Source organism: Thainema salinarum CENA647 (genome assembly GCF_057732415.1).
Genome location: NZ_JBYJZJ010000022.1, coordinates 3,342,351 through 3,360,177, shown reverse-complemented (window position 1 = coordinate 3,360,177; position 17,827 = coordinate 3,342,351). Strand labels below are relative to the sequence as shown.

The following is a 17,827-nucleotide window of genomic DNA, read 5'->3' as shown; positions in this document are numbered from 1 at the left end:
CTCCGATATTGAGGAAGGAGAGAGCCATGGCTAAAGCAATTGCTGTGCCCATCCGGCATGAGATCATTGAACGGCATCAGCAGGGCGAGACCTTAGCCGCCATTGCCGGATCCCTCTCGCTGTCCTACTGGGGTGTGCGCCAGATCTGGCGACGGTACCGCGACAGGGGCGAAGCCGGACTCGCGTTGAGGGGAGAGGGGCGTCTGCGGCGGGGATTTGGCTGTGAGCGTTTGATCTATCGCAGTGCGCTGTGGTTGAAACGCCATCATCGAGGCTGGGGTGCAGGCTTGATTCGGGTGGTGCTCAGACAGCGGTATCAGGCGTTATGGGTGCCGCATGAGCGAACGTTGCAGCGTTGGTTTCGCCAGCAGCACCTCAACCCACTGCGGGAGCAGCATCCGCCTGTGACCCGAGAGCGAGCCCAGCAGGTGCATCAGGTTTGGCAACTGGATGCCACGTCTCATCAGCAGTTGGCTGACGGCACGCCAGCGAGTTGGATTTCACTCATTGATGAACACAGTGGAGCGCTCTTACAAAGCGAAGTTTTTCCCCCACTACGTCTTTGAAGCCGTCCCAGCCTCGGACGTGCAATCAGCCCTGCGCCGGGTATTTACCCGCTGGGGACGACCTCAAGCGCTGCGGGTCGATAACGGATCGCCATGGGGCAACTGCCACGCCCTGCCCTCGCCACTGACACTCTGGTTGAGCGGACTCGGCATTGAGGTGATCCACAATCGACCCTACTGTCCCCAGCAGAATGGCCAAGTTGAACGGGCTCATGGCGTGGTCAAAAGCTGGATTGAACCCGCCACCTGTGCCAACTTGCAGACGCTGCAAGCTCGATTAGACCAAGCGGCAACAGTCCAGCGCACGCTCTACCCCAGTTGTCCTCATCAGCGCCCTCGCGACCAATACTACCCCGCCTTAGCTCACGGCGGCAGAGCCTATGCGCCTGACACGGAAGCCGAGCAGTGGCATGTCGCGCAGGCATTGGCTCATCTAGCGGGCCATCGCTGGTCTCGCAAGGTGAGTCAGACGGGGCAGATTTCGGTGTACAACCGCAATTATTCGGTCGGTCGTCCCTATGCTGGACAGATGGTCACCGTGCATCTCGATCCGAGCGCTCTGACATGGGTGATTGAAAATCACTCTGGACAGGTGATTGCTCGACTTGTCTGCTCTGGCTTAGATGCTCATGCGCTTCGAACCTTGCAGATGACCTATCGCAAGTCCTGCCGCCGCAAATCGACATCGGGGGCATAACCTTACGTCGCACTAGGGGCATACCCTTACGTCGGGTGACACATTGCCGTGTCCCTACCCAAACGTTTCACCTTGTTAAATCCGCGTTCCTTAATGGGTGTTGTGAAGTTTAGGCTTCTGACTATTCAACCATCAGAAATTTATCAGATAAAGCTTGATGAATAAGGACGGCTAGTGCTGCTAGCCGTCTTTGTTTTTAATCCGACTAGAAACCCCCAAATTATTTTTGTGAAAGTCAAGGTGAGCCTTGACTTTCACAAAAATAAAATCTGGCTTTTAGTAGCGGATTCGATACTACTCATCAATTTGGGCTTATGAATCAAACAACTTCTGCTGTTTCTGGATCGCGTACAGCCTATCGAATTGCCCTCTGCGCTGTCGTTGCCGTCATGATTGTGCTGGGAATTGGCTCAAAGTTCTATCAGGGCGTGGGCGAAAGCTGGGTACAGGGCTACAGCGGCGACATTCTCTATGAGGTGATGTGGATAGCGCTGATCAGCTTTGGCTGGCCTAGAGTCCCGCTGTGGAAAATTGCCGTTGGGGTCGGCATTGGCACTGGTTTCGCAGAATTCTCACAACTGTGGCATCCGCCGCTGCTGGAGGCTTGGCGAGCAACCTTCCTGGGTAAGCTGATTTTTGGCGTCGCGTTTTCAGTTTGGGATTTTGTCTATTACGGTATCGGCTGCGTCGTCGGCTGGATGGGATTGCGATACCTTAAACGTAGAACGTACCGACTGTGAGCACCTGCGCGATGGCTACAATGACTACGACGCTAAATCATGCTCTCAAAGAATGGTCAGTTGCCGTAAACGCGCTGACGCATAGCGAAACGATTTTGCTGCTTCGGAAAGGTGGAATTCGAGAAGTTGGGGGCCGCTTCACTGTTGCCCATGACCAGGTATTGCTCTATCCAACCTATGAGCATCAGCAGCCCCACTTGCTCAAGCCGCAGTATGCCGAGGTTAAACCCGTTGAATCTGGCTGGCATCCAGAACGGATTCCGATTCAAGCCTGGGCCAAGATTACGCAGGTTAGCGCGGTAGCGGATGCAGGCGCGATCGCAGCTTTAAATCCATTTCACATTTGGACTGATCGACTGGCAACTGAACGGTTTAAGTGGAAACCGAAGCAGCCGCTATATTTACTGATGCTGCGGGTCTATCAACTGCCCAGCATTGTGCAAATTCCCTATCAGGAATCCTATGGTGGTTGCCGCTCCTGGATTGATTTAGAGCAGTCGATTGATATCAGCACGACAACACCTGTGCTGGCGGATGAAGACTATGCGGCACAGGTTCAACAGATTGAAACTGCGATCGCACCTTTTTTGACTCCCGTATCTATCTAACATCGCCTAGCACCGCCTAACGCCGTCATCCAAACTCGATTTTTAGCGGTGAGAATAAAATATTTGAATATCATCGAAATTATCCGGATGCTGTATGCTGCATGATGCACTATAGAGCAGCATGCTGAAGCAGCACTGTGAAGTCACTCGTCAAACTAAAATTGCGATCGCAAAGTTTCATCGGGATTCGAGTAAACTTCTCAGTGATTTTGTCTAAGCGGGATAGCATGGTGAATAGCATGATTTATGGCTCTGGTTAGAGGACAAATTTGCCTTTTACTAGTGAATACACCGTTACGATGTAGTTAAGAGGGAGGTTCGTCGCATCGATGTGGATGCAGCGACTACGGCAGTACATTCCGCGTTTACCCCTAGCCGATCGGGCGACTTCTCTCCAGGTTATTTTGGTGCTATCTTTTGGTGCGCAGGTTTTTGCAGCGGTGTCGATTACCGGTTGGCTGTCGTTTCGACATGGTCAACAGGCAGTTAACGACTTAGCAGTAAACTTGAGTCGCGAAGTAACCGATCGGATTGAGCAGCAAATCCAGAGCGACCTCGATAGACGGCAACAACTGCTAGCAATTACCGCTGCCACCATTGAATCGGGCGATCTATCCGTTACCGATCAAGAACAATTGCGGCACTATTTTTGGCATCAACTTGCGATCGCGCCGTTGATCAGCAGCATTTACTACGGCAGCGAAACGGGTGATTTTGTCGGTGTTCAACGCCGATCTGATTCCAACGAAGAGATCCTTCTGTGGCAGCGTACTGAGGCCACTGCCCCAATTCGGGAAACCTATTCAGCCGACTCCACGGGCGAACCTATTGCCCGCATCGACGAAACAGAATACGATCCGCGCAGTCGTCCCTGGTATCAGGCCGCCAAACGAGATAGAGAAGCGACCTGGAGTCCCATTTATCGGTTTGCCTCACCGGATTACGCTCGCTTGGGAATTACCCCTGCTACGCCGATTTATGATGACGAGAATCAGCTGCAAGGGGTGCTGGCGCTGGATATGACGCTGGAGCAAATCAGCCAGTTTCTGCGGCAGATGACGATTAGTCCCTCAGGGCAAGCCTTTGTGCTGGAGCGTTCTGGTGCGATCGTGGCCAGTTCAACCTCGGAACCACCATTTGTCACCATCGCTGACGATGAACAGCGCTTACAGGCCGTCAACAGCCAAGATCCCCATATTCAAGCAGCCGCTCAGTTTTTAACCAGTGAGTTTGAATCTTTTGACCAAATTCGCACCCGTCGGCAGCTTTCGTTTGAGTTCAACGGAGAGCAACAGTGGGTTGAGGTTCTGCCCCTTGAGCAGGATGCAGCGCTCAACTGGCTAGTTGTTGTGATAATTCCTGAGTCCGACTTCATGTCCCAGATTCAGGAAAATGCCCGCAAAACTATTTTGCTGTGCGTTCTCGCTCTTCTAATTGCGATTCTGCTGGGTTCACACACGGCCCGCTGGATTACTCGACCTATTTTACAGATTAACCGAGCGGCCAAGCGGCTAGCGGTTGGCGAATGGAATCAGAAAATTCAGATCGATCGTCAGGACGAAATTGCTGAACTGGCTGCGTCGTTTAATCAAATGGCAGCACAGCTTAAACAGTCTTTTGATACGCTGGCGGCCAAAAATGAAGCACTGCGAGAACTGGATCGGCTCAAAGACGAGTTTTTAGCCAATACGTCGCACGAGCTGCGGACACCACTCAACGGCATTATTGGTATTGCTGAATCGCTAGTTGATGGGGCCACTGGAACGCTACCGGATGCGACGCGGGCTAATTTGAGCATGATTTCGGCCAGTGGGCGACGGCTATCGACCCTGATCAACGATATTCTCGATTTTTCGAAACTACGGCACCACGGTTTGGTTCTGAATCAGACACCGATTGGCCTCCGAGAAGTGGTAGAGGTGGTGCTGATCCTGAGTAAGCCTTTACTGCGTACTAAATCCATTCAGCTGATTAATAACATTCCTAGCGATCTACCATCTGCCTGGGCTGATGAAGATCGCCTCCTGCAGATTTTGCACAACCTGATTGGCAACGCGATCAAGTTTACCGAGCAGGGACAAATTGTGATGTCTGCTCAGATCCAGCCTCGGACAACGGTGAGCCAAAGAGAAATCGAACGTAGTGCAGACTGCGATCGCACATCTACTGCGGATGCATTAACAACAGATGCCGCTTGTGCTTCGACCTATTCTGATCAGTCAGCACTGACCCGCCAGCAATTGGTTAGCTCTCAGGCTGAACTCGTCACTAACGCTGACGCTGAAGAAGCCCCTCGACCGACAAACGGTACGGTCAGCACAGTCCAAGTTAGCCCATCGCCAGCACCCGTGGTGCAGCCCGAAACACAAGTTGGTACTGCGAATCGGATCGCAACAACTTCAGGCAGTCATCATGCAACATCCGCAGCTGCGATCGCGCCGGATCAAGAACTGAAAATCTCTGTCTCTGACACAGGCATCGGCATTCCCGACCACAAGCTCGATCGGATTTTTGAGGCATTTGAGCAGGCAGACGGATCAACGGCCCGATTGTATGGGGGAACAGGCCTGGGTTTAGCGATTACCAAGCAGCTCGTTGAGCTACACGGCGGCACTCTGACGGTTGATTCAACCCTAGGACAAGGATCAACCTTTACCTTTACGCTGCCCATTGCAGTTGGAGCGGCGGCAACGGATCGATTTTCCACGGCTGGGAATCGTCCTGATGCGGAATTTGCTCAGGATAATTTAGCCATTGCCCGTTTAATTCTCGATCCCAACAGCCTCATCGGTGAACCTAATTCTAATGAACCGATGGGGCTAGAAACAGCCACCAGCCAGATGCAGCGTTCTGCCAATCAAACCCTAACGGTGCTGATTGTTGATGATGAACCTGTCAATCTACAGGTACTCGTTAATTATTTGTCTCTAGAAGACTATCAAATTGCTCAGGCATCAAGCGGTGCTGAGGCGCTGGACTTGATGGCGCAGGGGCTGCAACCAGATCTCATTTTGCTGGACGTGATGATGCCCGGTATGACTGGATACGAGGTTTGCCAGCAGATCCGGCAGCAGTATCCCACCCATGAGCTGCCAATTGTCATGCTAACGGCCAAGAATCAGGTCGCCTCTCTAGTGCAGGGACTGGAAGCGGGAGCGAATGATTATCTGGCCAAACCGATCTCTCGGGATGAGCTGCTGGCCCGGATTCGGGTTCATCTGGAGCTGTCGAAAATTAATTTGGCCTATGGACGCTTTGTGCCGCAAGAGTTCCTGAAGTTCCTCAACCGGGACAGCATTGTAGAAGTCCAGCTGGGTGATCAGACTCAACGAGAAATGTCGGTGTTGTTTGCCGATATTCGCAACTTTACTGCGTTGGCTGAGCAGATGACACCAGAGGAAAATTTCCGGTTTATCAATTCCTGCTTCAGCCGTTTAGAACCCGCTATCACTAACCATCACGGGTTTATCGACAAATACATCGGCGATGGCATTATGGCCCTTTTCAGCGGCACCGCTGATGACGCGATTCTCGCGGGGATTGATCTGCTACATCGTCTAGATAAGTACAACCAAAACCGCTCTCGGATGGGCTATGAGGCAGTACGGATTGGTATTGGAATCAATACCGGGGAACTGATGTTGGGTACCGTCGGCGGTGTGAATCGCATGGATGGCACGGTAATTAGCGATGCCGTTAATCTGGCGGCACGGATTGAAAAACTGACTAAAGACTATGGCGTTTCGCTATTGATTTCTGATGACACGCTGCAACGGCTTGAAGATCCAGATAAGTATTCAATTCGCCGAATCGATCGTGTGCAAGTGCGGGGCCGCTCGGAACCTGTAACTGTTTATGAAGTGTTTGATGCAGATCCGGTGGCCGTGCAAGATCAAAAATGGGCAACGAAAACAACCTTTGAGCAAGCGCTATACTTATTTGAAATGCACCAGTGGGATGTTGCCGCTGCTCTGCTATCGGATTGTATTGAGCAGTACCCAGCGGATCGCGTTGCCAAGATTTACTATGAACGCTGTGAACAACAACATCGTATTCAGCTTTATCAAAAGCTAGAAGATTAGAGCATATACGAAATCTAATCAGCCATAGTTATGAAAACTGCAATGAGCGCAGCTTTCATAACTATGGCTGATTTTTGATAGCGAATTTCGTGTGAGGTACTATCTTATGCAGCTGCTAATGAGGCAAGCGGCTCAGGAACGCTTTCGGAGGGAGCTTCAAACTGACCAGTTGCAACGTATTCTAGTCTGAGTTTGAGCCAATTCATAAAAGATGAATTCGTTGTGATAATTGCCGCAGTTGGCTGAGGGCACTTGGCTTTCACGTCAGCCATTTCCGGTGCTTCTAGAAAAGCAGGCTGCTCAACCAGCCAAAAATCGACCTCTTTTTCTTGTTCCTTATAGTAGCGAATTCTCTCTTTGAGAACCTCTTCAAATGGTTCTTCTTCGAGTAAAAATTTGCGGCTAGCTGCGACGTAGTAATACGTTGTCATTTTAAACCTCCCTGTGATGTTAAAAGTTGCGTTTTTAAGGTGTTAAGTAAAGCGGGCATCGATCACCTTACGGTTTACCGAAACTTGGCTAAATTACATCCAGTATCCTTGCAAGATAACCTGCTTCATTTCCCGTACAGCTTGCTGCATGCCAACCAGGGCTGCACGACTGACTATGGTATGGCCGATGTTGAGTTCTTCCATCCCTTCAATACAAGCGACTGGATAGGTATTCCAATAGGTCAAACCATGTCCAGCATTGACCCGTAAGCCAGCGGCAACAGCTTGATGACAACCTTTGGCAAGAATTTCCAGCTCTTTTTGCTGCGTTCGTTCATCCTTGGCTTCTGCATAGGTGCCCGTATGCAGCTCAATGAACTGGGCTTTAGTAGCTGCCGATGCCATAATTTGCTCTGCATCAGCATCGATAAACAGGCTGACCGGAATTCCTGCGCTCTGTAGCTGATCCACAACTGCCGTTATGCGATCGATTTGACCGGCAACGTCTAAACCGCCTTCGGTGGTGACCTCTTGGCGATTTTCGGGCACAACGGTTACATAGTCTGGTTTGATCTCAAGTGCGATCGCAACCATTTCGTCCGTCGCCGCCATCTCTAGATTGAGATGAGTCCGCACGGTTTCCCGCAGCAGACGTACATCCCGCTCTTGAACATGCCGCCGATCTTCGCGCAAATGCACGGTGATGCCATCGGCTCCGCCCAGCTCAGCCAGCACGGCTGCTGCAACCGGATCGGGCTCTACCGTGCGCCGAGCCTGTCGAATCGTGGCGATGTGGTCAATGTTGACGCCTAGCGTAGGCAAGGGCAATCTCTCCTTTTGTTTGAGACTGGTCTAAAAATTGGCACGTTCCTGATTTTACCTGAAACCACCAAAGCTTTATGAATCAGTCAATTATCCTAACAAGTTAATCCATCAATCAGCTTTTATAGATACTCTTACCCTAGGAAGATTAAATGAGCTGATGTCACAAAACTTTATTATTACCGTGCCGTATCGTATACTACGCGAGAGCGTGTAACGAGGAGTATAGATGTGATGTCGGAGGCAGCTAGGCCCCTGACAGTACCGAAGGAACTACTAGGTACGCCAGGTATTGTGAACCCAAATCTGCTGATGTTTCTAGCAGCAGTTTGGATTGCCGTCATGTCATGTCTGGGCTATTGGATCTGGGAGTGGCCAGGCTGGTGCTGTTTTTTGCTGAATGTGTTGGCGCTGCATCTAGCAGGCACCGTGATTCACGATGCCTCTCACAATGTTGGACACCAAAATCGGATTATGAACGCGATTCTCGGTCACGGCAGTGCGTTGATGCTGGGCTTTGCGTTCCCGGTATTTACCAGAGTGCATATGCAGCACCATGCAAATGTCAACGACCCGGAAAACGATCCCGATCACTTTGTTTCGACGGGGGGGCCGCTGTGGATGATTGCGGCTCGGTTCTTCTACCATGAGATTTTTTTCTTCAAGCGGCGTTTATGGCGTAAATATGAGCTACTAGAGTGGTTCTTAAGCCGCTTGTTTGTGATCACAATCGTCGTTCTGGCTATTCATTACGACTTTTTGGACTTTATTTTTAACTATTGGTTTTCGCCAGCGCTAGTAGTGGGCATTGCCCTGGGACTGTTTTTCGACTATTTGCCCCATCGTCCGTTCAAGGAGCGCGATCGCTGGAAGAATGCTCGTGTTTATCCCAGCCCGATTCTCAATATCCTGATTCTGGGGCAAAACTATCATCTCATTCATCATCTCTGGCCTTCTATTCCCTGGTACAACTATCAAAAAGCCTATCGCGCAACCCAGCCACTGCTTGACTCCAAAGGTTGTCACCAATCTTTGGGGCTTTTAGAAGGGAAGAGCTTCTTTAGCTTTTTGTATGACGTGTTTTTAGGTATCCGATTCCACGGCAAGAAGCATACGAAAGAGAATGAAAAGGATTTGACGACTTTAAGCTGAGCTGATCAGCTTTGAGTAAAAAAGTAGAAAGGGCTTTGAATAAGGCTTTTTCTGCTTTCTTAGCCAGTCGAAGTTAAGCAATCGTTTAGGGGGAGGCTAGCGCTGCTAGCCTCCCCCTAAACGATTGCAGAGAAATACGTTATGGACTGCTTACAACCGAAGGCGGCAGCGGGTCGGAGCATAAGTCAGGCCGGAGTTCTCGGGCTTTACGCAGATAAGGATGATAAACCTGGGTTTGATGAGCTGGCATATACACATGAATCAGAAAGCGAATGCACTTTGTCAGGCTGCCTTCCACATGCATTTGTTGCACATCCAGTAGCGGTACCTGATCCCACTGGTTGCGATCGCGGGCAATCGCCGCTGGAAAAATCGCATCTAGATCCCGAGTGACCGAAAACGTTGCGCTAATGATATTGCTCGGTTCTATTTGGTTGCGGGTTTGAAATTCGTTTAGCAGTTCTTCAACAGCTTCTCGAATTGCCTCAACTGAATTTTCAGATACAGTTGTCGCCCCTCGAACTGCCCGAACTTTCCACTCCACGCGGCCAAACCTCCATCTCATCGTATGATGCCAGATTCCATCTAATAGTTTGTGCTTGTTTCCCATTGAGGATTCTATCCTATCAAGTTCGGAAAACAGATCGATGACCAGCCTCTTCATCCGGAATTTGATTGGCAGATGAAGGAAACGTTATTTGAATATGTCTTAAAGATCGATCCGTTTCATGGGTTCTGAGTGCAATCTGAGTACAATAAAGATGTCAGCTTATTCCTCCTAGCAGATTTGCACTCCTGCTTATGTCTTCCAGAAATTCAGCGTCATTTCGCTACTTCAAAGCGCGGTTACTTGCGTTGGGACGTCCGGCGGTTTGGATTCCGGCTTTAATTCTGGCGCTGGTTGCCGCTTTTCTGCTGGAGTACACAACTAATCCCGGTTGGCTAGCAAGTTCTGATGACGATGATTTGGGGCCGGATCAGTCTGGATTGGGCAATACGCTGTCGGAAGATCAGCTGAGAGCTGCGGCTGATATCGATAATCTGGAGGTGCTGTCCAGCGATTTGCAGGCCGATGCAGAGCAGCAAAATTTGGAGCAGGCTGGTAGTGCAGATGCTGCAAATGCTGCGCAAGCGAGCGAGCCATCGGCTGGGGAACGGTATTTGGCCAGTCGCGATCGCAACAACCCATCCAGTGCCAGATCAAACAGCAATACCTTACCCGAACCCTTCACGACGGGAATGGTTAATCCAGTTAATCCTCGTTCTGCGACCCGAACTGGATCGAGCTCAGGCAGTGATCCCTACTTGTTTTCGTTAGGATTATTCGACGGTGCCAGTCAAAACATGACTACACCATCCGCTACTCCAACTGTTAGTCCGCTGGAGCGAGCTATTCTCGACCAGCAATTTCGCTCGTCTACTGCATCGGAAACATCAGACGGAACTACAGCGGCTGAGAGTACTAACCCGCAGCCCGCTGACACAGCGACATCATCGCTAACGCTGACTGAACCTACGCAGCCTGCGAGTCTGACATCGCAGTCTACCGGCTCTCTACCTCCGTCTGTCACATTTATTCCGACGAGTTCAACCATGTCGCCGCCACCGGGCACCACTGGCTATACGCTGCCACCTGCTTTAACTCCAGTGACTCCATCCGGAGGTGGCACGAATATTTACTCGAACTCGGTTGCGCCGATTCCAGGACTAGCAGCGCAGCCCTCGCTTGCGCCCTCAATTCCGTCAATTGGCAACACTTTTAATCCCGTACCGACAATTACGAATGTTGGTGTATTTGGCCCGACGATCTCTCAACCGTTAGATGCTTCGTCATCTCAGGTTACGCCACAGACGGCTCCTTTTTCAGCATCGCGTCGCCAACCGGGACGATATATTGGCAATGGCGAAATCAATACGTTCTCCAATCCTTAACTAGTCGTTTGTTACCGTTGTTTTGGTGGATTTTGATGGTTGATATGCCGTGCCAAGCACGGCATATCAACCATCAAAACTGATTTGACACAGCACTGGTGGCTCACCTGCTCAATTATTTAGCAGATAAAGCCGTCGCGATGCGACGGCTTTATCTCTACGATTAGGAAGCCATTCTAGGCGTAGATGGCTCATAGCGCTGGCGAATCCAGTCTAGCTCTAGCTCATTGAGATAATCGACGGCCCAGTTGGCGCGGCGCTGGATCATGTGAAATGGGTGAAGGTGAGCTACACCGGCAACAGGAATACCTGCTCGCTTAGCCGCCTTAATACCGGGATAAGAGTCTTCAATCGCTAAACATTCCGTCGGCTGAAGCTGAAGATCGGGAAATGCCTGATTGAGTCGTTCAATTGCCAGTAGATAACCCGCTGGGTCGGGCTTGCTCGTTTCCACATCATCGGCTCCGACGAGCACTGAAAAGCGATCGCGAATTCCGGCACGGGTCAAAACGAGTTCAATCTCAGATCGCAAGGCACCGCTAACAACTGCCAGAGGAAGCTGCGCCGCTTGGAGTTGATCGAGCAGTTCCGCCAGTTGGGGGTAAATCGGCAGCTCTACCATTTCCGCCAATGTTTTCTCGTAGGCCACAGCCTTCCGCTGGATGAGCCGATCGAGATAGTCATCATTGACCAAGCGGCCACGACGATGCAGCAGTTCCTTAAGGCAGGCACGATCGGTGCGACCGACACAGACACTCCAAAACTCGTCTGCTTTAGGCCGCATATTTTCTTCGATCAGCAGTTGCTTCAGAAGCTGATCATGAATCGGCTCATCGTTGATGATAATGCCATTGAAATCGAATAAAACTGCCTTCAATGCCATAGACGGTGCTTGATGATGGCTTGCTGAGAGAATGAGTAAAGTGTTGAAGATTGGGTATTGGGTGCGGGTACTGTGGGTACTCGGTGTGGAGTCCTGGGTGTTAGATATTGGGGGTTGGGGAGATTGGGCGTTGAGTTTTTACAGCCCTCTACGGCCTTTTACGTCTCACTCCTTGTATGTTGAGAGAAGAGAGGTAGACCGACCCTCCTGAGATGCGAGACATCGTGCGAGAGCCAGGGTCGCCTCTCAACTTGATACCCCAAACTCGGATCATCGGCAGGGACAAAGAGATCCCGAATGACGCAAGGCTGAGTTGTGTGTATCGTCCATCTAGAATTCGCTACAAGGAGAGTACTATGTGCGCGCAATCAACCGACTCAAGGTCATCAGCCGTCAAGCAGTGGGTCGGCATTGATGTGTGTAAACGGTGGCTGGATGTTTATGTTAGACCGTCTGGAGAGAACTTCCGAGTGAGCAACAGCAGTGAGGGAATTGAGGATTTAACCCGTCGGTTGGCCAAGCCGTCGCAGGTGGGTCGCATCATCGTTGAAGCCACAGGTGGCTATGAGCGACACATCGCGCTTGCAGCACAGCAGCAGGGCTATGCACTAGCGGTGATCAACGCCAAGCAAGCTCGCAACTTTGCCAGAGCTGCCAATCAACTGGCTAAGACCGACCGAATCGATGCGGCGATCCTCGCCTGGTTTGGCGAAGCGATGCAGCCTCCGCTACGACCGTTGGCCAGTGAGGCTCACCAACAGTTACAGGATGCGGTGACCCGTCGCCGCCAATTAGTGGAGATGCTCACCATGGAGCGCAACCGTTTAGCTGGACTGCGAGGTCCCGCTCAGGAAGACGTTCAAGCCCATATCGACTGGCTCAAAGACCGCATCAGCGACCTTGACCAAGCGATTGATGAGCAAGTGGAACACAACCAACAGTGGCAGCAGCACCAGGCTCAACTGACCTCTGTTCCAGGTGTCGGTCAGGTGGTTGCCAACACCCTGTTGGCTCTGCTGCCGGAGCTAGGAACGCTCTCACACCGTCAAATTGCCGCTCTCGTTGGGGTGGCTCCGCTCAATCGCGATAGTGGGCAAAAGCGAGGGCAGCGCTCGATCTTTGGTGGCCGCAAACCCGTTCGGCAGATGCTCTACATGGCCACTCTAGTTGCAGTTCGTTACAACCCTGTCATCAAAGCCTTTTATGAGCGGCTGCAACAGCGTGGCAAGTTAGCCAAAGTCGCCCGCATTGCCGCTATGCACAAGCTGCTGACGATCCTCAATGCCATGCTCAAGCACGGCACGCACTGGCAACCACCGGAGGCTGCTATGACGTAATTGACCTCCTTTCGACTTGACTTTTAAGATAATCGCTCTCGCCTTACTTCACTCTAACTAACCCATTGCCCACTGGGGCTGCCTGCCTACAGATGCACTTGCAGATTCATTCTCAGTGGGTGCATTATTTGGCAAAGGTTTGATGCCACGTGTGACTTGATTAGTCAGCCAAACGGGTTCGGTACAAACGGCTCGAAATCCGGCTGTGCCCATCCAGGCATCGATGCTGCCCTGAGCATAGTCTCGAATATAGGGTTCTTCAAACAAATCGTTGAGCCAGGGTGTTTGGCGCAGGGTAGCCTGATTACCATCTAGAATCAGTACCTCTCCACCTACTTTTAGCAATCGATAGGCTTCCTGCAGGATTGCGATCGCAATTTCAGGTGGCGTTTCATGAAAGAGCAGTGAAGCCGTTACCAGATCAAAGCTATCATTAGCCAACCCTGTCTGTTCCGCCAAACCGTGCTGCCACTGGATATCAAGATTGGCCTGCTCAGCTTTGTGTCTGGCTGCAATCAGCATGTAGGGCGAGAGGTCTAGACCGATCACTTCTGCTGTAGGAAATGCCTGCTTTAGGAGTAGTGTGGTCGAGCCAGTGCCGCAGCCTAGGTCAAGAATACGGCGCGGTTTCACCCGCACTCGCTGGACAAGTTCTTGCCGAGTCCAGGTTTCATTGGGCGGCAGCAGGTAGCGGGTAATGGGATCATAGGTAACTGCCGCACTGATATTGAGATAGCCCTGCTTGATACCGTGAAAGTTTTGGGTGGTGTAGTAGTCCGGATAAACGACGTTCGGTTGGGCAATGCGATCGCGTTCCTGCTCCCAATCTACGCTGTTGCGATACTCTTGCATGGCTGCTTCATCCAGCAAAAAGGTCCGGAAAAAGGGAGCTAGGAACTGTTCAAACAGAGATGAATCGCGTTTAGTCATGACGAAATGCAGTAGTGTCCAGGATTGAGCGTTATGCCTATTTTACAAATCGTAACTGATTGCTGTGGCCGTTGCAGGGATGAGATTAATGCATAAGGACAGCCAGGATTGACTTCTCCTACCGATGAAGGGAGTGATGTTGCGGGTTGAGCGAGATGCAGTTCCAGTGCTCTGGTAGCGGTCTGGAGCAGTTGTTTGGATGGTTGATTGGTCACTGTGGCGGATTGGTCACTGCTCTATAAAGATCCGGTAAGTAAACGTACCTTTGCACGGACGACAGGGAACAAAAGATGTAGGAATGTGAAAAGGATGACTGAGCTACCCATGTTTGGGTTATCCCGTGTCCCGCTTGCTGTTAGCCCTATATCTAGCGTTCTATGCCCATTCTCTTAACCCTTGGGGTACTGGCCCTCGCCCTAGTGTGTTTTATCAGCGAATGGTTTCCTGCCGATATTACGGCCATCGGAGTCATGGTGTTGCTGATGGTTTTAGGCTTAGTTTCGCCAGAAGAAGGCATCTCCGGCTTTAGCAGTTCAGCCACGATTACCGTATTAGCCATGTTTGTGCTCAGTGCGGGGATTGCCCGGACTGGCGTGATGCAGCTAATGAGCGATTTGCTGATGCGCTGGGGCGGGAAACGTCCAACCCAGCAGATTATTACCCTTGGCGTCCTGGTTGGGCCAATTACAGGACTGGTGAACAATACAGCCGTGGTTTCGGTGTTCCTGCCGATTGTGGAAGACTGGTGTCGGCAGCGCCGTATTTCGGTATCTAAAGTCCTGATGCCCTTGTCCTATCTCACAATCCTGGGCGGTATGCTGACCTTACTTGGCACCTCCACCAACATTCTTGCCAGTGGCCTCTCAGAACAGCTTGGCTATGGCGCATTTGGGATTTTTGAGTTCACTCAGTTGGGCATCATGACGTTCCTGATTGGACTGACCTACATTGCGATCGCATCTCCGATCCTACTGAAAGCACGCAAAGCTCCACCCAACGGCACGATTGCGGGTGAGTATCAGCTTAAAGAATATGTCACTGAAATTGTGGTGACGCCCCGTTCAAGCTTAGTTGGCCAAACGCTACAGGCCAGCCAAATTCAGCGCAAGTTCGACCTCGACGTGCTAGAACTGGTGCGCAACGATAACCACTTCCCGCAACCCCTAGCCGACAAAACGCTCTATGCTGGCGATATTTTAATCGTGCGCAGCAGTCGTGAAGAGTTACTCAAGATCCGCGACGAAAAGGGAATTGATATTCTGCCCGAAGTGAAATTTGGCTCTAAATCCGTTGAGGCAGACTTGAGTTCAGCCCAAGAAGGACTGGCAGAGGTACTGGTGACGGGCAACTCGAACTTGATTGGTTCGACCTTGAAAGACCTGCGCTTTCGCCAGCGCTATAACGTCACCGTTCTAGCCATTCGACGGGGAGAAGAAGTGGTTCGGGAGCGACTCGGGAAGGTAACGCTACGCTTCGGCGATTTACTCTTGCTGCAAGGCCCGAAACAGAGCTTTATTGGTTTGCAAACCAGTCACGATCTGCTGGTGATTGAGCAGCGCAATATGGAAAACCTGCGCCCGGAAAAAGCGCCAGTTGCAATTGCGATCGCACTGGGCGTTGTCCTCCTGGCAGCGTTTAATGTTTTTCCGATTTTGGTCAGTGCTCTGGTCGGCGTCATGCTGATGGTGGTGACCGGCTGCCTCAAGCCGGGTGAAGTTTACGAGTCGGTGCGCTGGGACGTAATTTTTTTACTGGCGGGTCTGATTCCGCTGGGAATCGCCATGGAAAATTCGGGCGCAACTGCATGGTTGGCTGAACGGCTAGTGCAGATTGGCGGTGAACTGCCGAGCTATGGTTTGTTAACGTTTTTCTTTGTGATTACAGTCTTATTGACTGAAATTCTGTCGAATAATGCGTCGGTGGTGCTGATGCTGCCCATTGCGGCACGAGTGGCCCAGTCGCTCAATTTTGAACCGTTTGCCTTCATGCTGGTGGTTACATTTGCAGCCTCACTCAGCTTTATGTCGCCCATTGGCTATCAAACCAACACGATGGTTTACAGTGCGGGAGGCTATCGCTTTCTAGATTTCACCCGCTTTGGCGCACCGCTGAGCCTGATTATGACGTTAGTCGTACCGCCGCTTGTCCTGTGGATGTACGGGGTTTAGAGCGCGATTCAAGCAATCTCAAGTTTCTTAAGTTTTGTCACGCTTTCCGAATTCGTGGCGTTTAGAGTCGGTTCTACTAGATAAACGTCACATATATTCGGAGCAAGACGATGTCTCGCCTCTATGCTTTGCTGGTTGGGATCAACGACTACCCTAACAGAAACAACTCATCTGGCGCTGCTGCCGTTTGATTGCGATCGCACTTTCCAATCTATCTGGTCTTGAATCTGGCGAGCGAGTTTGACCGAGAGCGCCATTTTACCAATACCGCCCATCCCCACGAGGGCAATCAGACGATCGTGCCCACCCAGAATCCATTGCTCCAGCGTCTTGAGTTCTGCAACACGTCCGTGGAACTGAGACACATCCATGGCCTCGCCCCAACTATTGACGTGATCTGCAAATCGCTTGATGGCTTCCTTAATCTGTACTAGCTTTCGATGAATTGGCTAATGGGCACACAAAGCGGCGTCCCAGAAATTGGGTCGGGAATAATGCGGCTGTGTAAGCCAAACACCTGTCGCACTAAGGTTTCCGTTACAACTTCTGCTGGCCGTCCTTGGTCAATCACCACTCCGTCCCGCAGCGCAACTAGGTGGTGGCTGTAGCGGCAGGCCATGTTCAAATCGTGCAGCACCATGATTACTGTGCGGCCTGCGTCTCGATTCAGGTGATAGAGCAGATCCAACACTTCAATTTGATGCGCTAAATCTAAGTACGTAGTCGGTTCGTCGAGTAGGAGCGTTTCGGTATCCTGAGCCAAGGCCATTGCAATCCAGGCTCGCTGCCGCTGACCGCCCGACAGCGTATCGAGAGGCCGATTTGCAAACTCGTGTAGATGAGTCGTTGCGATCGCACTTTCGACCTTTAATTCATCTTCTCTAGACCACTGCTGCAGCCAATTTTGATGAGGATAGCGTCCCTGTGCCACTAGCTCTCGCACGGTCAGTCCCTCTGGGGCCGCAGGGCTTTGGGGGAGAATACCGAGCCGCTTTGCCAAGTCTTTCGTGGGCAAATGTGCGATCGCATCTCCTTCCAGGTATACCGTTCCGCCCTTGGGCTTCAGCAGACGCGCCATTCCCCGGAGCAACGTCGATTTGCCGCAACCATTTGGCCCCACCAGTGTTGTAATGTGACCTTGCGGAATGGCTAAATCTAAACCTTGAATTACGGTATTACCGTCGTAGGCAAGCGTCAGCTTACGGGTTGTGAGCGCAACTGGTGTGGGAATATCGGTTATCATTAGCTTCGGCACAGTCCCTACGAATGATATTAATTCTCATTAATGTTCGTGCTTCTGTCAACACTGCCGTTGTTTTAGCGTTGTGTCAAATGAATACAAAAAAATCCCAGACTTCTGTCAAATAGCCACGCACCGTGGCTGCTCCAAGAAATCTGGGATTTATGCAGTCGTCATCTCTGCTGTGTTGAGCGTTTAGCGCGGACAGTTAAGGGATGGCTTCAATGGTTGTAAGAGCT

The 17,827-nt window shown here is 51.2% G+C and carries 16 protein-coding genes; 9 read left to right on the top strand and 7 right to left on the bottom strand.

The window, feature by feature from the left end:
- Window positions 1-26 precede the first annotated feature (26 nt).
- The 5 genes from AC286M_RS21560 to AC286M_RS21540 all read left to right on the top strand — a co-directional run bounded on the left by AC286M_RS21560 (window position 27) and on the right by AC286M_RS21540 (window position 6,693).
- On the top strand, window positions 27-566 hold the full coding sequence (locus tag AC286M_RS21560; RefSeq protein ID WP_488202997.1) for a transposase family protein: 540 nt from the start codon (window positions 27-29) through the stop codon (window positions 564-566).
- Window positions 451-1,263, top strand: a complete 813-nt coding sequence (locus AC286M_RS21555; protein ID WP_488202996.1) for a hypothetical protein — start codon at window positions 451-453, stop codon at window positions 1,261-1,263. Before AC286M_RS21560 ends, AC286M_RS21555 begins: the two co-directional genes overlap by 116 nt.
- A gap of 314 nt (window positions 1,264-1,577) precedes the next feature.
- Window positions 1,578-2,003 (top strand): ribosomal maturation YjgA family protein, encoded by a 426-nt coding sequence (locus AC286M_RS21550; protein WP_488206349.1) that lies wholly within the window; start codon window positions 1,578-1,580, stop codon window positions 2,001-2,003.
- Window positions 2,004-2,014: 11 nt separating this feature from the next.
- Window positions 2,015-2,611 carry a DUF1802 family protein gene (locus AC286M_RS21545; RefSeq protein ID WP_488206348.1) on the top strand — a complete coding sequence of 199 codons (597 nt, stop codon included), beginning with the start codon at window positions 2,015-2,017 and terminating at the stop codon, window positions 2,609-2,611.
- A gap of 335 nt (window positions 2,612-2,946) precedes the next feature.
- Window positions 2,947-6,693, top strand: a complete 3,747-nt coding sequence (locus AC286M_RS21540; RefSeq protein ID WP_488206347.1) for a response regulator — start codon at window positions 2,947-2,949, stop codon at window positions 6,691-6,693.
- A 104-nt stretch (window positions 6,694-6,797) separates the two neighbouring features.
- Here the strand turns inward: AC286M_RS21540 and AC286M_RS21535 are convergent, their stop codons facing one another.
- Both AC286M_RS21535 and AC286M_RS21530 read right to left on the bottom strand, forming a co-directional pair.
- The gene (locus tag AC286M_RS21535) at window positions 6,798-7,124 is read right to left on the bottom strand and encodes an MgPME-cyclase complex family protein (protein WP_488206346.1); all 327 of its coding nucleotides are present in this window, start codon (window positions 7,122-7,124) and stop codon (window positions 6,798-6,800) included.
- Between the two features lie 93 nt (window positions 7,125-7,217).
- Window positions 7,218-7,946: a pyridoxine 5'-phosphate synthase gene (locus tag AC286M_RS21530; RefSeq protein ID WP_488206345.1), complete on the bottom strand. Its 729-nt coding sequence runs from the start codon at window positions 7,944-7,946 to the stop codon at window positions 7,218-7,220.
- A 234-nt stretch (window positions 7,947-8,180) separates the two neighbouring features.
- Between AC286M_RS21530 and crtR the strand changes: the two genes are divergently transcribed.
- Window positions 8,181-9,098, top strand: coding sequence for a beta-carotene hydroxylase (gene crtR / locus AC286M_RS21525; RefSeq protein WP_488206344.1), 918 nt, complete (start codon window positions 8,181-8,183; stop codon window positions 9,096-9,098).
- A 139-nt stretch (window positions 9,099-9,237) separates the two neighbouring features.
- Here crtR and aroH read toward each other — a convergent pair whose 3' ends face one another.
- Window positions 9,238-9,642, bottom strand: a complete 405-nt coding sequence (gene aroH / locus AC286M_RS21520; RefSeq protein WP_488206343.1) for a chorismate mutase — start codon at window positions 9,640-9,642, stop codon at window positions 9,238-9,240.
- A gap of 257 nt (window positions 9,643-9,899) precedes the next feature.
- On the opposite strand from aroH, the gene AC286M_RS21515 reads away from it, so the two are divergent.
- Window positions 9,900-11,030: a MotB domain-containing protein gene (locus AC286M_RS21515; RefSeq protein ID WP_488206342.1), complete on the top strand. Its 1,131-nt coding sequence runs from the start codon at window positions 9,900-9,902 to the stop codon at window positions 11,028-11,030.
- 163 nt (window positions 11,031-11,193) lie between these two features.
- Here AC286M_RS21515 and AC286M_RS21510 read toward each other — a convergent pair whose 3' ends face one another.
- Entirely contained in the window at window positions 11,194-11,913 is a 720-nt protein-coding gene (locus AC286M_RS21510; protein ID WP_488206341.1) for an HAD family hydrolase, read from the bottom strand.
- A gap of 356 nt (window positions 11,914-12,269) precedes the next feature.
- Here AC286M_RS21510 and AC286M_RS21505 point away from each other — a divergent pair, with 356 nt between their 5' ends.
- Window positions 12,270-13,250 (top strand): IS110 family RNA-guided transposase, encoded by a 981-nt coding sequence (locus AC286M_RS21505; RefSeq protein WP_488202946.1) that lies wholly within the window; start codon window positions 12,270-12,272, stop codon window positions 13,248-13,250.
- Between the two features lie 57 nt (window positions 13,251-13,307).
- On the opposite strand, the gene AC286M_RS21500 is transcribed toward AC286M_RS21505, so the two are convergent.
- Window positions 13,308-14,180 carry a class I SAM-dependent methyltransferase gene (locus tag AC286M_RS21500; RefSeq protein WP_488206340.1) on the bottom strand — a complete coding sequence of 291 codons (873 nt, stop codon included), beginning with the start codon at window positions 14,178-14,180 and terminating at the stop codon, window positions 13,308-13,310.
- 377 nt (window positions 14,181-14,557) lie between these two features.
- Here AC286M_RS21500 and AC286M_RS21495 point away from each other — a divergent pair, with 377 nt between their 5' ends.
- The gene (locus tag AC286M_RS21495) at window positions 14,558-16,348 is read left to right on the top strand and encodes an SLC13 family permease (RefSeq protein ID WP_488206339.1); all 1,791 of its coding nucleotides are present in this window, start codon (window positions 14,558-14,560) and stop codon (window positions 16,346-16,348) included.
- A gap of 167 nt (window positions 16,349-16,515) precedes the next feature.
- Here AC286M_RS21495 and AC286M_RS21490 read toward each other — a convergent pair whose 3' ends face one another.
- Both AC286M_RS21490 and AC286M_RS21485 read right to left on the bottom strand, forming a co-directional pair.
- On the bottom strand, window positions 16,516-16,713 hold the full coding sequence (locus AC286M_RS21490; RefSeq protein ID WP_488206338.1) for a hypothetical protein: 198 nt from the start codon (window positions 16,711-16,713) through the stop codon (window positions 16,516-16,518).
- 65 nt (window positions 16,714-16,778) lie between these two features.
- On the bottom strand, window positions 16,779-17,603 hold the full coding sequence (locus AC286M_RS21485; protein WP_488206337.1) for an ABC transporter ATP-binding protein: 825 nt from the start codon (window positions 17,601-17,603) through the stop codon (window positions 16,779-16,781).
- Between the last annotated feature and the right edge of the window lie 224 nt (window positions 17,604-17,827).

What these genes read in the sequence shown, in the direction of transcription:
- AC286M_RS21500 (WP_488206340.1), bottom strand. Translation starts at nt 14,180, where the DNA reads ATGACTAAACGCGATTCATCTCTGTTTGAACAGTTCCTAGCTCCCTTT.
- AC286M_RS21545 (WP_488206348.1), top strand. Translation starts at nt 2,015, where the DNA reads ATGGCTACAATGACTACGACGCTAAATCATGCTCTCAAAGAATGGTCA.
- AC286M_RS21505 (WP_488202946.1), top strand. Translation starts at nt 12,270, where the DNA reads ATGTGCGCGCAATCAACCGACTCAAGGTCATCAGCCGTCAAGCAGTGG.
- AC286M_RS21510 (WP_488206341.1), bottom strand. Translation starts at nt 11,913, where the DNA reads ATGGCATTGAAGGCAGTTTTATTCGATTTCAATGGCATTATCATCAAC.
- AC286M_RS21540 (WP_488206347.1), top strand. Translation starts at nt 2,947, where the DNA reads ATGCAGCGACTACGGCAGTACATTCCGCGTTTACCCCTAGCCGATCGG.
- AC286M_RS21550 (WP_488206349.1), top strand. Translation starts at nt 1,578, where the DNA reads ATGAATCAAACAACTTCTGCTGTTTCTGGATCGCGTACAGCCTATCGA.
- AC286M_RS21515 (WP_488206342.1), top strand. Translation starts at nt 9,900, where the DNA reads ATGTCTTCCAGAAATTCAGCGTCATTTCGCTACTTCAAAGCGCGGTTA.
- AC286M_RS21495 (WP_488206339.1), top strand. Translation starts at nt 14,558, where the DNA reads ATGCCCATTCTCTTAACCCTTGGGGTACTGGCCCTCGCCCTAGTGTGT.
- crtR (WP_488206344.1), top strand. Translation starts at nt 8,181, where the DNA reads ATGTCGGAGGCAGCTAGGCCCCTGACAGTACCGAAGGAACTACTAGGT.
- AC286M_RS21535 (WP_488206346.1), bottom strand. Translation starts at nt 7,124, where the DNA reads ATGACAACGTATTACTACGTCGCAGCTAGCCGCAAATTTTTACTCGAA.
- AC286M_RS21555 (WP_488202996.1), top strand. Translation starts at nt 451, where the DNA reads ATGCCACGTCTCATCAGCAGTTGGCTGACGGCACGCCAGCGAGTTGGA.
- AC286M_RS21560 (WP_488202997.1), top strand. Translation starts at nt 27, where the DNA reads ATGGCTAAAGCAATTGCTGTGCCCATCCGGCATGAGATCATTGAACGG.